At 40.1% G+C, this 13,632-nt stretch carries 14 protein-coding genes and 1 pseudogene; 10 read left to right on the forward strand and 5 right to left on the reverse strand.

The features are described from left to right. Positions 1-94: 94 nt before the first annotated feature. From ACP69Y_RS08750 to ACP69Y_RS08765, 4 genes are read right to left on the reverse strand one after another with little or no spacing between them, the layout of a single operon-like run. The gene (locus ACP69Y_RS08750; RefSeq protein WP_425917947.1) at positions 95-373 is read right to left on the reverse strand and encodes a hypothetical protein; all 279 of its coding nucleotides are present in this window, start codon (positions 371-373) and stop codon (positions 95-97) included. Between the two features lie 3 nt (positions 374-376). Next, on the reverse strand, positions 377-577 hold the full coding sequence (locus ACP69Y_RS08755; RefSeq protein ID WP_425917948.1) for a hypothetical protein: 201 nt from the start codon (positions 575-577) through the stop codon (positions 377-379). A 45-nt stretch (positions 578-622) separates the two neighbouring features. Further along, positions 623-850, reverse strand: coding sequence for a hypothetical protein (locus ACP69Y_RS08760; protein WP_425917950.1), 228 nt, complete (start codon positions 848-850; stop codon positions 623-625). Continuing rightward, the gene (locus tag ACP69Y_RS08765) at positions 825-1,049 is read right to left on the reverse strand and encodes a hypothetical protein (protein WP_425917952.1); all 225 of its coding nucleotides are present in this window, start codon (positions 1,047-1,049) and stop codon (positions 825-827) included. Before ACP69Y_RS08765 ends, ACP69Y_RS08760 begins: the two co-directional genes overlap by 26 nt. A 101-nt stretch (positions 1,050-1,150) precedes the next feature. Between ACP69Y_RS08765 and ACP69Y_RS08770 the strand changes: the two are divergent. Further along, positions 1,151-2,092: pseudogene (locus tag ACP69Y_RS08770) on the forward strand (ATP-binding protein); the annotation flags it as partial. A 738-nt stretch (positions 2,093-2,830) separates the two neighbouring features. Here the strand turns inward: ACP69Y_RS08770 and mobR are convergent. Continuing rightward, positions 2,831-4,516, reverse strand: coding sequence for a phenol degradation transcriptional regulator MobR (gene mobR, locus ACP69Y_RS08775; protein ID WP_425917953.1), 1,686 nt, complete (start codon positions 4,514-4,516; stop codon positions 2,831-2,833). Between the two features lie 410 nt (positions 4,517-4,926). Here mobR and ACP69Y_RS08780 point away from each other — a divergent pair, with 410 nt between their 5' ends. The 9 genes from ACP69Y_RS08780 to ACP69Y_RS08820 all read left to right on the forward strand — a co-directional run bounded on the left by ACP69Y_RS08780 (position 4,927) and on the right by ACP69Y_RS08820 (position 13,631). Continuing rightward, entirely contained in the window at positions 4,927-5,217 is a 291-nt protein-coding gene (locus tag ACP69Y_RS08780; protein ID WP_425917955.1) for a phenol hydroxylase subunit, read from the forward strand. An 18-nt stretch (positions 5,218-5,235) separates the two neighbouring features. Then, on the forward strand, positions 5,236-6,240 hold the full coding sequence (locus ACP69Y_RS08785; protein ID WP_425917957.1) for an aromatic/alkene monooxygenase hydroxylase subunit beta: 1,005 nt from the start codon (positions 5,236-5,238) through the stop codon (positions 6,238-6,240). A 12-nt stretch (positions 6,241-6,252) separates the two neighbouring features. Then, entirely contained in the window at positions 6,253-6,522 is a 270-nt protein-coding gene (locus tag ACP69Y_RS08790) for an MmoB/DmpM family protein (protein WP_086185130.1), read from the forward strand. 59 nt (positions 6,523-6,581) lie between these two features. Then, positions 6,582-8,120, forward strand: a complete 1,539-nt coding sequence (locus ACP69Y_RS08795; protein ID WP_425917959.1) for an aromatic/alkene/methane monooxygenase hydroxylase/oxygenase subunit alpha — start codon at positions 6,582-6,584, stop codon at positions 8,118-8,120. Between the two features lie 75 nt (positions 8,121-8,195). Continuing rightward, positions 8,196-8,561 (forward strand): phenol hydroxylase subunit P4, encoded by a 366-nt coding sequence (locus tag ACP69Y_RS08800; protein WP_131276994.1) that lies wholly within the window; start codon positions 8,196-8,198, stop codon positions 8,559-8,561. Between the two features lie 12 nt (positions 8,562-8,573). Next, the gene (locus tag ACP69Y_RS08805; RefSeq protein WP_425917961.1) at positions 8,574-9,635 is read left to right on the forward strand and encodes an NADH:ubiquinone reductase (Na(+)-transporting) subunit F; all 1,062 of its coding nucleotides are present in this window, start codon (positions 8,574-8,576) and stop codon (positions 9,633-9,635) included. A gap of 177 nt (positions 9,636-9,812) precedes the next feature. Beyond that, entirely contained in the window at positions 9,813-10,733 is a 921-nt protein-coding gene (catA, locus tag ACP69Y_RS08810) for a catechol 1,2-dioxygenase (RefSeq protein ID WP_425918187.1), read from the forward strand. 69 nt (positions 10,734-10,802) lie between these two features. Beyond that, on the forward strand, positions 10,803-12,527 hold the full coding sequence (locus tag ACP69Y_RS08815; protein ID WP_425917963.1) for an arylsulfatase: 1,725 nt from the start codon (positions 10,803-10,805) through the stop codon (positions 12,525-12,527). Positions 12,528-12,647: 120 nt separating this feature from the next. Beyond that, entirely contained in the window at positions 12,648-13,631 is a 984-nt protein-coding gene (locus tag ACP69Y_RS08820; RefSeq protein WP_425917965.1) for a formylglycine-generating enzyme family protein, read from the forward strand. The last annotated feature ends 1 nt before the right edge of the window (position 13,632 follow it).

Below are 13,632 nucleotides of genomic sequence, written 5' to 3' on the forward strand. Positions count from 1 at the left end.
GTTTACGATTCACTTTGATGATCGATTAAAAGGTCATTTATAAAAAATGGAACTTACACAAAATAATTTACAGGCTCTGTTACGACAACCAAACTCACGGCATGGTCGACTCATCTTGATTACCTTCTACAGTCTCAGTAGTTTCAACTGATTTAATTCGCATCAGCCCAACAGCTTTAAGCTGATCATCCGAGAGTTCTTCCATGTCTGATCCTGCAGGCAGGGCAATACATATCTTTTCCAACTGCTTACTTATGATCCTCATTTGCTTTGCAATGGATTCGCGCGCATGTATATTGGCGAACAATCCTTCATTAAGGAAAAATACAACAGCCGCACTATCAGGACTCAACTCTTTGATAATTGCATTCATCTATCACCCATCCAAATCCTGTGACTTAGGTTTATCTTCATCAGCATCATCTAACTGAATCAATAACTCATTGATCTGCGCGTTCTGTTCATAGTTGATCTGAATCAGTTGATTGTTTTGTTTTATTAACTGGTTGTTCTGTTCGATCAACTGGATTAGTAAGCCGTTCGATACACAACCGCATTCTTTCTTTTGATCGTTCATATTGTTTCTTCATCCATTCACGGCGCTGTTGGCATGATGCACATGTCATGACGTTTGCTCTTGTTGCTTAATGAACTCTTTAAGGTTGCTCAATCGGTAATGAGTGTGCGGATCATTGTGCCCAACAAAGAACTTATCTGTGCAGTAACCATGGATACCACCAAAGCTATCAGTCCACTCATCAACGTAATAAACAGCTTCATCGTGAGCATTGGCAACGATATCTTTAATTTTCTCTAAACCTATTTTATTGACTAGCTTCAATACATTCATCTGGATCACTCACAGTCACTATGATTTCATTAAGAAGATAATCACCAGGACGATCCAAGGTAGATATATCCACAAACCATAGATCAATATCTTTAATCGCTAAGCCAGTCTCGGCCTCAAACAACCGTTTGCGATTGGCTATATCTCGATATAGGTCACGCCTAAATGCATCGAGCCTTTCCTGATCATCTGCATTCACGGCGCTATCCCTGATTCAAATTAGATTGAATGTTCTTCATGCGTGTGCGAATACTGGCCATCACTTCATCGACAGCGACCATTTGTTTGCTATTCATGAAGGCCCGGTTACTACAGCAGATTCTGCAGTCCGTACTGGTTCCCTTAGTCTTCTCACTGCTGATCTGTATTGCCTTGATCATCTTTATTATCCGCAGACAGTTCCGGTCTTTGGATCAGCTCAGTCAATACCTGAACCAGAAAAACCTTAACTATTCAGAGGCGGCAGATTTTTTAATGCAGCTCAAGCCTGCAAGCATTCCCCAGGAAGTACAGCCTTTTGTCAGCAATTCCACGCAGTTGATTCAGAAAATTAATGACAGTCTGCAACAGGAGAAAGCCTTTAGTGCCTATGCTGCACATGAATTACGCAGTCCCCTGACCGCAATTAAAACTCATGTACAACTGGCCCAGCTGATTAGTCAGCAGCAGAATCTGCCTGAATCCATTCAGCACAATTTGCAGCAGGCCAATGAGAGTATCCGGCGTTATACGCTGTTACTCGAGCAGCTTTTATTGCTGACCCAATCGGAAAACAGTATCCAGGAAATGACTGAGACCATCTGGCTTCGCCCCACACTTGAGAAGGTCCTTGCAGACTTAAGTACACGCTATCCAGAAATGAATGAAAAAATACAGGTGAACTGGAACAGCCTGGGTGAAATTCAGCTACCTGAATTTGTGCTGTATACCGTACTGAAAAATCTGCTTGAAAATGCACTGCTGCATGCAAAGGCTGCCCATATCTGGATTTCCATGCAGTCTGGTTGCCTTGTGATTGAAGATGATGGACAACAACTTACAGCACAGGATATCCAACATTTAGGACAGCGCTTCTGGCGAAAATCGGCTCAGCAGCATGGCCATGGTTTAGGATTGGCATTAGTTAAAAGCTTGCTAGGCAATTATCAATACCATCTTGGATTTCAGCAGGGTGATCCTGTAGGACTGATCGTTAGCATTCAGAAAGATATTTCAAAAGCGTCACGAGAATTTAAAAAATAAGCCTTTGTTTTTTTAAAAACCTTTTTAATATTGAAAAATCTTGTACTCCTTTTGTCTTCAAATTAGATTTAGTGGATTAAATCTCAAAAAAATATTTTGTTCAAATTACAGGGGGTTATAATTTATCGATTTGCAAGTTTGTTCTTATATCATGCTAGAATTTCGTTATTTTAAAGAAGATACCCCCCTCTATTTAGAGTTGAATAGCAACCACTCTCCTAGACAAATATCGTATATTCTTTTTGCATAGGAGAGAACCTTATGAGTGGACAACGCTATACCCCAGAATCTAAAAATGAAGCGGTTTAATTAATTTTCTTGAAAAGATGGAGATGGTAACAATATGCCTCATATAAATTAAATATAATTTTCAATAACTTAAAAAATAAGAGGTGTGAATAATTACTCTTAAAAACCCAAGTTTTGTTGAAAATTAAGTAAATTATTATCCAACGTTTATAATCGCAAGATGCATAGAGCCATACTTACCCGATGTCTAATAGGCAAAATAGAACCTCACTACTTAGATAAAATTATAAATCGCGGTCTTAATTGTAAAGATAATAGATTATTTCCTAAAACTCTATTATAGATTCCTTAAACAGGCAGCCCATGGCGACACTTACTACCTAGATTCGGCAAATAGAATACTGTCTTTAAATAAGCCGTATCAAGCTGTCTTAAAAGTTTGTCTTTTAAAAAACCAATCATCACAGTCAATCTGTGCTTAATTGAAATTTACTTTTTACTTATATTAATAGCTTGCTTTTTTAAACGGTAATCTAAAGCCGCTCGGCTGATCCCTAATACACGGGCTGCTTCAGAAACATTATTATTTGTTTTTTGCATTGCGATAAAAATTAGTTTTTTCTCATGATCTTCCAGACAAAAACCCTCTTGTATCACTGCATCTAAGTCCACTTGTTCAGACCTAGGTTCAATATCTTGCTTAATTTGCGGAAACAAATGATGGAGTTTAATTTCCTGCTGATGATCCGTCAGTAAGGTCGCCCGCTCTAATAAGTTTTCAAGTTCCCGAATATTACCCGGCCATTCATAAGTCATGACAAAATTTTTAGTTTTGTCACTTAAACCTTTTAACGTCTTTCCATACATATTTTCAAAACGCGATAAGAAGTGTGTAATCAATAAAGGGATATCATCACGGCGCTCACGTAGCGGCGGAATAATTACAGGGAAAATATTCAGGCGATAATATAAATCAGCACGAAATCTTCCCTCTTTCACAGCCTGTTCCAAATCCTCATTGGTAGCTGCAACCAAACGTACATCCGCTTTTCTGGTTTGATGATCTCCAACTCTTTCATATTCTCCTTCTTGTAGCATTCGCAGCAAGGTAGCTTGCGCACGTGGCGAAAGCTCAATCACTTCATCTAAGAAAATAGTTCCTTGATCGGCACGTTCAAACTTTCCACTTCGAGTTTGCGTTGCCCCTGTAAATGCCCCTTTTTCGACACCAAAAAGTTCGGCTTCAATTAGGTCTGGCGGAATACAGGCACAGTTTACAGCAACAAAGGGTTGCCCTTTACGAGAACTACCTTCATGAATCCCTCTGGCAAAAGCTTCCTTGCCCACCCCTGTTTCACCTTGCAGTAATACAGTAACCTTACTGCCCGCTGCCTTTTTCAACAGGTCACAGACTTTACGATAAGCCACCGATTCACCAATAGAATTGAACATGGTGTAATCGGCTTCTACATCTGTATAGATATTTTTCTTTAACTCATTCAGCTCTGCTTGCAAGGCAATTAATTCATCTGAAACAGGATCAGGTGACATAAATTGAATAAGTTCATCGGCATTTTCCCATTCTTTTAAAGGCTTTCCGATAATACGACAGCAATCATCACCTTTTGCTACACAATGGGTTTCCTGATAAATAATGGTTTGTCCCATAACAAAGCTGGTATAACCGCAAGCATAGCCCAATAGCATCCAGCAAACTGATTCTTCCGAAGCCCCGAACTCACTTAAATGAACTTCCGCTTCAAAAGAATTGCGCCAATTAAAATCTGCATAAAATTGATGCTCATCATGACTTAATTGAAGCTCATTCACTTCAACTTGCACCATACCGCGTATACCATGCATTTGTGGCCCAGCCATAAAGGCTTCAGCCTCATTTAAATTCGGTCGTAATTTAGAGGTAACTTCTGCATCCCGTACTCCAGCCTGATACCCCAGCCGAATAAAAAAACGCTTGGTCCGTTCCCAGCCCAGCATGTTATACAAATCTTTTCTTAAAAAGCCCATGATACTAGTATGAATGAGCAGCATCCGGTTTTCTTCAAACCAAATTTTTCCATGCTGACTGTCAAACTGAATTTTATCCAATAAATCTTGAATATCTTTGTTCTTTTCCAAAATTTGAGTATAAAACTTTGCATTTTTGGCTTGAGACATGACTGAATATCCATCCTTGGCTATAGGTCGATCCCCTATCTTACTCAATTCCGACTAAAAAGCTTTACTACCTTATTATTATAACTTTATACCCTTAAGGTATTTTTAAATTAAAACTATAAAATCATATAGATATAAATAATTTTAATTCATAGAACTAATTTAAGCAGCACAAAGTATTTTCAAGTGTCCGAGCTCACCATTCACGATTTGATTAAATCAGACATCTATATATTCATCATTTCATGGATTTTTACCGCTCAAACACACTAAAAAATGGATAAAAAAATATAAGTAACTGATTAAAAATGATTAATAAAAGTTGGCACGAGTTTTGATATATCTCTATCAATCTATGCAAGGTTGCATCACTGAAATAAGTTCAGTGCAGAAAGAAAAGGATAATCTTCATGACTCAAGCCATACAGCAGGAACAATTCACCAAATACATTCGTGTCACAGGTGATCGAAATGCCAAATTTGTTGAATTTGATTTCGCTATTCATGATCCAACACTTTTTGTCGAATTGATTCTCCCTCAGCAAGCATTTCAGCATTTCTGTGAAATTAATCATGTGATCGAAATGACCGAAGCTCAGCAAGCTTGGAATGATGCCCAGGAAGATAAATGGCGCTATGGCGTTGAACCTACAATTCTAAGCCAAGTCCGTGAAAATTTAGATCAAGAAGATCAATCTTAAGCCCATAAGGAAATCGTGATGACTTTAGAAATTAAAACATCCAGCCTCGAACCTATACGTCAGACCTATGCCTACATTGAACGCCGTTTTGGCAATAAGCCTGCAACTCGCTATCAGGAAGTCAGTTTTGATATACAAGGTGCAGCTAACTTTCATTACCGTCCATTGTGGAAAGCTGACAAAACTTTAAATGATCACATGCATACAGCGTTGCAAATGCAAGACTGGTATGTATTTAAAGATCCACGTCAATTTTACTATGGTACTTATGTACAACATCGTGCACGTCTGCAAGATACTGCCGAAAGCAATTACTCATTTTTTGAAAAACGTCATTTGGTTGAAAATTTAAACCCTGAAGTTAAGCAAAAAATAATCACTTGCTTATTGCCTTTTCGTTATGTGGAGCAAACCGCCAACCTGCACATGATGTCAGGCAGTGCTTATGGCTATGGCACGGTCATTACCCAAGCCTGTATTTTTGCGGCCATGGACCGGTTAGGCATGGCGCAATATATCTCCCGTATTGGCTTACTCATTGACGGCAATACAGGCGACTCATTACAGCAAGCCAAAGCCGCTTGGATGAATGATGCAATGTGGCAACCGCTACGCAAGCTATGTGAGCAAAGCTTAACGGAACAAGATTGGTTCAAGCTGTATGTCCTGCAAAATCTGCTCATCGACAGCTTAATGCAAGAGCTGGTTTACGGCGAACTTGATCAATGGCTGGTTGAGCACGGCGCACGCGATGTAGCAATGCTGACTGAATTTATGAAGGACTGTTTAACCGATTTGCGCAAATGGTCAGATCCGGTTTTAAAAACTGCCGCCACTGAATCTGAAGAAAATAAAGCCTTAATTCAAGGGTGGATTGATGCTCTTTTACCAGAAGTGACAGAAGCATTTAGCGCTTGGTCAAATACTGCTCTTGAAACGGCATCTATCGACAATGGCATAAACGTCATTGCAGAGCGCAGTAAAAAAGCAGGATTAACTACTGACTTGAAATCAGTTGCATAAGGATACGCAGACATGAGCTCTAAAGTTTATTTGGCACTACAAGATAACGATACTTCACGCTACATCATTGAAGCAATTGAACAGGATAACCCAGAAGCCACCATTCAATATCTTCCTGCCATGATTCGTGTGGAAAACCTCGGAAAATTAGTGGTTCGTGCAGAAACGGTGTCTGAAAAACTAGGACAAGATTGGGACATTCAAGAACTGCAACTCAACATGATCACCTTAGGTGGCAACGTTGATGAAGATGACGATACCTTCACGTTGCAGTGGAATTAATCCCACACGGAAAAATATAAGAAGCGAATCGCTTCAACAGATTGAAAAGGATGATCAAGATGAATAGCCAAGCAAAAAACACGACTAAAACTGCAACCAAAAAGCTCAATGCGAAAGACCGCTACCGTATGTTGACCCGTGATCTGGATTGGGATTTTTCCTATGCAGATCGTAAAGAGGCTTTTCCATATGAAGAGTTTGAAGGCATTAAAATCACCGATTGGTCAAAATGGGAAGACCCATTCCGTTTAACCATGGATTCATATTGGAAATATCAGTCGGAAAAAGAGAAAAAACTGTATGCCATTTTTGATGCATTTTCACAAAACAATGGTCAGATGAATGTCAGTAATGAACGATATTTAAATGCCATTAAACTATTTTTAACTGCCGTAACGCCACTGGAATATCAAGCGTATCAGGGTTATGCGCATGTAGGCCGCCAATTTAGCGGCATCGGTGCACGTATTGCTTCGCAAATGCAATCGATTGATGAACTGCGTCATGTACAGACGCAAATTCATGCCATGAGTCATTACAACAAATTCTTTGATGGCTTCCAAGACTGGGCGCATATGCATGACCGCGTTTGGTATCTCTCTGTCCCGAAATCATTCTTTGAAGATGCACGTTCAGCAGGACCATTCGAATTCTTATTGGCCATTAGTTTCTCTTTTGAATACGTTCTGACCAACTTATTGTTCGTGCCATTTATGTCAGGTGCGGCCTATAACGGTGATATGGCTACCGTGACCTTTGGTTTTAGCGCACAGTCTGATGAAGCACGTCATATGACTTTAGGTTTGGAAATCGTCAAATTCTTACTTGAACAGCATGAAGATAACGTGCCGATTGTTCAGGAATGGATTGATAAATGGTTCTGGCGTGGTACTCGCCTACTTTCCATTGTTGGCATGATGATGGACTACATGCTGCCAAACAAAGTGATGTCATGGAAAGAAGCATGGGAAACCTATTTTGAAGAAGCTGGTGGTGCATTGTTTAAAGACCTCAGCCGTTACGGTATTCGTATGCCGAAATATTCCGACGTGATTGTGAAAGAAAAAGAACATATCTCACATCAAGCTTGGTGGATTTTCTATAACTTTGGCCATGCTGCTGGTTTCCATACCTGGATTCCAACCGATGAAGAAATGGATTGGCTATCTGAGAAATATCCAGACACTTTCGACAAATATTACCGTCCTAAATGGGAACTAGCACGTAAATTGGAGGCAGAAGGTAAACGCTTCTACAGCAATGGCTTACCGCAACTGTGCCAAATCTGCCAGATTCCAATGACCTTTACTGAAATGGATGGTGATCCAACCATGTTCAGTTACCGCGACAGTATTTATAAAGGCGAGCGTTACCACACTTGTTCAGATGGCTGTCATGACATTTTTGAAAATGAGCCTGAAAAATATATTCAAGCGTGGTTGCCAGTCAATCAAATTTTACAAGGCAACTGTGGCGGTCCTGATTTAGAAAGCATTTTACGTGATTACTATAACTTTAACGTCGGCGCAGACAACATGGACATTGAAGGCTCTCCAGACCAAGAACGTTGGAGAAAATGGAAAGGTCACGTTGCATAAGTAAAAAGGATCGGAAGTCATCTTGTAGATAACAATTTCAAGATGGCTTCACTCAAGGAATTTAGGAGTTTTCTCATGCCAGTACAAGCTATTCAAAAAAACTATGAATTTGATGCACGTGATGCACAAAAAAATTATGGCGATAACATGTTGCTCTATGTGGGATGGGATCATCACACGCTCTTTTGTGCCGCACATGCTTTTGTGGTCTCACCACAACAAAGCTTACAAGACTTGATTGATCAGCAAATTCAAGCGGGTTTCAATCAACATCCTGATTTTGAACATATCGATTGGTCAAAAGTGCAATTCACCCTGAATCGTGAACGCCTAACAGATATCGACTTTTCTAAGACTTTGGCTGATTTAAATTTTGATCATAAATCTCTCCTGCGCTTTGTAACACCCGGTTTAGATGGCTACAACGGCACGCATGTATAAGGGAGAACTATCATGAGTTATCAAGTAACGATTGAACCTGTCGGCATGACCATTGAAGTGGAAGAGGATCAAACTATTTTAGACGCCGCTTTACGTCAAGGGGTTTGGCTGCCCTTTGCATGCGGTCATGGCACATGCGGCACCTGTAAAGTTCAGGTCACTGACGGTTTTTATGATGTCGGTGAAGCCTCACCCTTTGCGCTGATGGATATTGAACGTGAAGAAAATAAAGTGCTTGCTTGCTGCTGTAAACCTGAATCTGACATGGTGATTGAAGCCGATGTTGATGAGGACGAAGATTTCCTCGGCTATTTAGTACAAGATTACCAAGCCAAAGTTTTAGAGATCAAACAGCTATCGCCGACCATTAAAGGTGTGCGTTTACAGATTGACCGTCCAATGGAATTTCAGGCTGGGCAATACATCAATATTCAATTGCCTGATATTGAAGGAACTCGTGCATTTTCAATTGCCAATCCGCCAAGTGAAGAAGGCATTATTGAATTGCATATTCGCCAAGTACAGGGCGGTGCAGCCACCACCTATGTGCACGAAACCCTTCAAGCCGGCGATGAACTTCAAATTTCTGGGCCATATGGGCAGTTTTTTGTGCGTAAATCAGATGAAAAAGATGCCATCTTTATTGCCGGCGGTTCTGGTCTATCCAGTCCGCAATCCATGATTTTGGACCTTTTGGAACAAGGTGATACACGTACCATCTATCTTTTCCAAGGCGCGCGTGATGTTTCTGAACTCTATAACCATGAAATATTTGAAACCTTAGTCAAAGACTATCCAAATTTCCGCTATATTCCTGCACTAAATGCACCCAAAGCAGAAGATCACTGGACAGGATTTACAGGTTTTGTGCATGAAGCCGTGGCAGATTATTTTGAAAATAAATGCAGTGGCCATAAAGCCTATTTATGTGGTCCGCCACCCATGATTGATGCGGCTATTTCAACACTGATGCAAAGCCGTCTCTTTGAAAAAGATATTCATACTGAGCGTTTCTTAAGTGCAGCGGATGGCGCCTCTAATCAAGCACGTTCCGCTTTATTTAGACATATTTAAGCAGGACTTAAAAACTGCATAAACATTATGCAGTTTTTAATAGCTAAATTTTTCAGCTGATGTTAAGTCAACAAATGTGAACTCATCTTTTATGGGTTCTTAACTTTTCGAATGATCTGTTTCATGTCCGTTCTAGATCATTCGGATCTATTTCTCATCAATCAAAGGATGATCATGATGAACCGACAACAAATTGATGCTCTTGTGAAAGAAATGAATGTTGATACAGCGACCAGCCCTGTCGATGCACGTGTACAGCAAATTGTCGTGCGTTTAGTGAGTGACCTGTTCCAAGCAATTGAAGAGCTTGATATTTCTCAATCAGAATTATGGAAAGGTCTTGAGTATCTGACTGATGCAGGTCAAGCCAACGAACTCGGACTCTTGGCTGCTGGCTTAGGTCTTGAGCATTATCTTGATCTTCGTGCAGACGAAGCTGATGCCAAAGCAGGTATTACAAGTGGTACACCGCGTACGATCGAAGGTCCACTTTATGTCGCAGGTGCTCCAGAATCAGTCGGCTTTACCCGTATGGATGATGGTTCTGAAACAGATAAAATCCCGACGTTGCTCATCGAAGGGACTGTAAAGGATACTCAAGGCAATATCATTGAAGGTGCTAAAGTTGAAATCTGGCATGCCAACAGTTTAGGCAATTATTCATTCTTTGATAAATCTCAAAGTGATTTCAACCTGCGCCGTTCTGTAATTACTGATGCTAAAGGTCAATATGTTGCTCAAACCATCATGCCTGTCGGTTATGGTTGTCCGCCAGATGGAACAACTCAGTTCTTGCTAGACAAACTGGGACGTCATGGTAACCGCCCTTCTCATGTGCATTATTTTGTTTCTGCACCAGGCTACCGCAAGTTAACTACTCAATTCAATATTGAAGGTGACAAGTATCTTTGGGATGACTTTGCATTTGCAACACGTGAAGGTTTGGTGACAAAGGCTAAAGATGTAACCGATGAGGCCGAAATTGCTCGTCGCGGTTTAGACAAAGCATTCAAACATATTCAGTTCAATATTGAACTGGTGAAAGACGCCCAAACTGCTCCTACGACTGAAGTAGATCGTCGTCGCGCAAGCGTCTAATCAAGACATATCTCAGCATAATTAGATAGGTCACTGGACAATAGTACTAACCACTATCAAGGATTCGTTATGGTTACTCAAAAACTAGCTCTAGTTGCGTTATTTTTACCCACGCTACTCTGCAATTTATCTACCCATGCTGCTCCTGCTAAACAGCCAAATGTTTTGGTCATTGTGGCAGACGACTTGGGATTTTCTGACATACAACCATTTGGTGGAGAAATATCTACGCCAAATTTAAACAAATTAGCCAAAGAAGGTGCAGTACTCAGTAACTTTCATGCAGGTCCAACCTGCTCAGTCACACGCTCTATGTTATTAACAGGAAATGACAGCCATCAAGCTGGTCTGGGCAGCATGGCAGAGTTTTTACAGCCTGAACAAAAAGACAAACCAGGTTATGAAGGCCGTTTAAATAATCGTGTAACCACTTTGGCTGAAATATTAAAGCCCCAAGGCTATGCCTCTTTTGTCACAGGTAAATGGCATTTGGGTGCAACTGATGACAGCCATGCCAAAGCCAGAGGTTTTGACCGCTCATTTACTTTAATGCCTGGCGGTGCAGCGCATATGGATGCAAGCCAAATGTTCCCAGGTAACTATAAAGCGCGTTACTTTGAAGATGGTAAAGAAACAAGCTTGCCTAAAGATTTTTATTCAAGTGATTTCTTTACTACTAAGATGATTTCTTACTTAGAAAATGACCGTAAAAAAGATCAGCCTTTCTTTGGTTATCTTGCATTTACTGCACCACACTGGCCTTTACAAGCACCTGATCAATATCTTAAAAAATATGAAGGTCACTATAAAGAAGGTTATGAAAAAATTCGCCAAGCCCGTTTAGAGCGCATGATTCAATTAGGTATTATGCCAAAGGGAACGAAAGTTAATAATCCTCTCATGGATGTATTCCCCGCTTGGGATAAATTGACTGAAGCCCAAAAACAAGATCAAACCAAAACCATGCAAATCTATGCAGCCATGATTGATAATATGGATCACAACATTGGTCGTGTGGTTAACTATTTAAAACGTACAGGGGAACTAGACAATACTCTGATTTTATTCATGTCTGACAATGGTTCTGAATCAGCAACTCCAGAATCTTTAGGCACAACTGAAGATAAAAATGGTATCCGTGAATGGGTCGATGCTACATTTGACAATAGCCCTAAGAATATGGGTAAAAAAGGTTCATATGTGACTTTGGGTCCACAATGGGCACAAGTTGCCTCTACTCCATTGCCTTATTTCAAAAGTATTTTGTCAAATGGCGGAATTCATGTGCCTGCAATTATTCGTTATCCAACTCAAATAAAGGCAGGTCAAATTAATTCCGAAACCATTCATGTCATGGATTTTGTTCCTACTATTTTAGAACTTACAGGCGCTACGCGACCAGATACACGCAATGGACAACATTTATTAAAAATGGAAGGACGTTCTTTCTTACCTCTTTTTAAAGGAAAAGCGCTGCCAGAACGTGCTTTAGGTTGGGAATTCAATACCCGGCGTGCCTTATATAAAGGTGATTGGGCTGTACAATTTCAAGTACCCCCTTATGGAACTGGCGAATGGGAACTCTACAATCGAAAATTAGATCCATCTTATCGTAATAATTTAGCATCTAAAAATCCAACTAAGACCCAAGAACTTGCTCAAGATTGGGCTGAGTATTCTCAACGTGTAGGGGTTGTGGAGGCTCCAGTTCGCTACAAATACGGTCAAATGAATTGTTTTTATGATCAATGTATTCAGCCAGATTTTTTGAAAAATTTAGGCAAGCAAGAATAGTTTAATTCTTAGAAGTATTAACATGTTAGGATCACTTTTGCTTATCAAAAAAACTATCTTCTAGATAAACTAAGGTAAATAATGTGGAAATACTTCTCTCAAGGATGTAGGAATTAAAATATGAAATATATTCATTATACTATCTTATTCAGCTCAATAGGTTTAAGTGCATGTGACATCCCCTCCACGCCAGAAATTAAGCAGCAAAAAACCGTAATGAACTTAGGGGATAGTAATAAATGTAAGCAATATTCAGGTTTACCACAAAATTGGTCAAAGCAATCTGAAGCTGGCATGGTTAAAATTCATGGTGGAACATTCAATATTGGGAACAATGAAAGTTACCCAGAGGAAAAAGCAGTTTATAAAAGTGAACGGAAAGTTGCAGACTTTTGGATAGATGCAACAGAAGTGACCAATGCTCAATTCCAAAGTTTTGTCGATGCTACAACCTATGTGACCGAAGCAGAAAAGCAAGGAGAAGCAGCAGTATTTACTGAACCTCAAAAACCAGTCAAGGAGTTAGCTTGGTGGTCATTGATGAAAGGAGCGAATTGGAAACAGCCTTGGGGGCCGAATAGTAGTCATAAAATTAAGCATAATCAACCTGTACGGATGATCACTTTAAAAGATGCGATGGCATACGCCGATTGGTTAGGTCGAGAGCTCCCGACTGAAGAACAATGGGAATATGCTGCAAAAGGCTTTACCCATGACCGAGATGTCAGTGCAGATTTAAAACATATTGATGCCAATGTTTGGCAAGGTGAGTTTCCTTACCACAATGACAATAAAGATGGCTATCCGGATGTTGCACCAGTGGGATGCTTTGCAGCAAATGGTTTTGGCCTCTACGACATGATTGGAAATGTTTGGGAATATACCAAAAGCCCATTTACGGGAACGCATGATGATCACATGGGAATGGATCAACTTGAGAATCATCTGGATAACCCCGCTTTTAATTTTTATACCATCAAAGGCGGGTCTTTCCTTTGCGCATCGAATTACTGTATGCGTTATCGAGCTTCAGCAAGACATTCTCAGCAAATCGATTTAGGCATTAGCCATGTCGGTTTTAGGACGATAAAAATTATCAAATAAT

The organism is Acinetobacter sp. TSRC1-2, from assembly GCF_049895885.1.
Classification (GTDB): domain Bacteria; phylum Pseudomonadota; class Gammaproteobacteria; order Pseudomonadales; family Moraxellaceae; genus Acinetobacter.

Coding starts and splice junctions, on each gene's coding strand:
- ACP69Y_RS08820 (WP_425917965.1), top strand. CDS start 12,648: ATGAAATATATTCATTATACTATCTTATTCAGCTCAATAGGTTTAAGT.
- ACP69Y_RS08790 (WP_086185130.1), top strand. CDS start 6,253: ATGAGCTCTAAAGTTTATTTGGCACTACAAGATAACGATACTTCACGC.
- ACP69Y_RS08785 (WP_425917957.1), top strand. CDS start 5,236: ATGACTTTAGAAATTAAAACATCCAGCCTCGAACCTATACGTCAGACC.
- ACP69Y_RS08815 (WP_425917963.1), top strand. CDS start 10,803: ATGGTTACTCAAAAACTAGCTCTAGTTGCGTTATTTTTACCCACGCTA.
- ACP69Y_RS08755 (WP_425917948.1), bottom strand. CDS start 577: ATGAACGATCAAAAGAAAGAATGCGGTTGTGTATCGAACGGCTTACTA.
- mobR (WP_425917953.1), bottom strand. CDS start 4,516: ATGTCTCAAGCCAAAAATGCAAAGTTTTATACTCAAATTTTGGAAAAG.
- ACP69Y_RS08805 (WP_425917961.1), top strand. CDS start 8,574: ATGAGTTATCAAGTAACGATTGAACCTGTCGGCATGACCATTGAAGTG.
- ACP69Y_RS08760 (WP_425917950.1), bottom strand. CDS start 850: ATGAATGTATTGAAGCTAGTCAATAAAATAGGTTTAGAGAAAATTAAA.
- catA (WP_425918187.1), top strand. CDS start 9,813: ATGAACCGACAACAAATTGATGCTCTTGTGAAAGAAATGAATGTTGAT.
- ACP69Y_RS08780 (WP_425917955.1), top strand. CDS start 4,927: ATGACTCAAGCCATACAGCAGGAACAATTCACCAAATACATTCGTGTC.
- ACP69Y_RS08800 (WP_131276994.1), top strand. CDS start 8,196: ATGCCAGTACAAGCTATTCAAAAAAACTATGAATTTGATGCACGTGAT.
- ACP69Y_RS08795 (WP_425917959.1), top strand. CDS start 6,582: ATGAATAGCCAAGCAAAAAACACGACTAAAACTGCAACCAAAAAGCTC.
- ACP69Y_RS08750 (WP_425917947.1), bottom strand. CDS start 373: ATGAATGCAATTATCAAAGAGTTGAGTCCTGATAGTGCGGCTGTTGTA.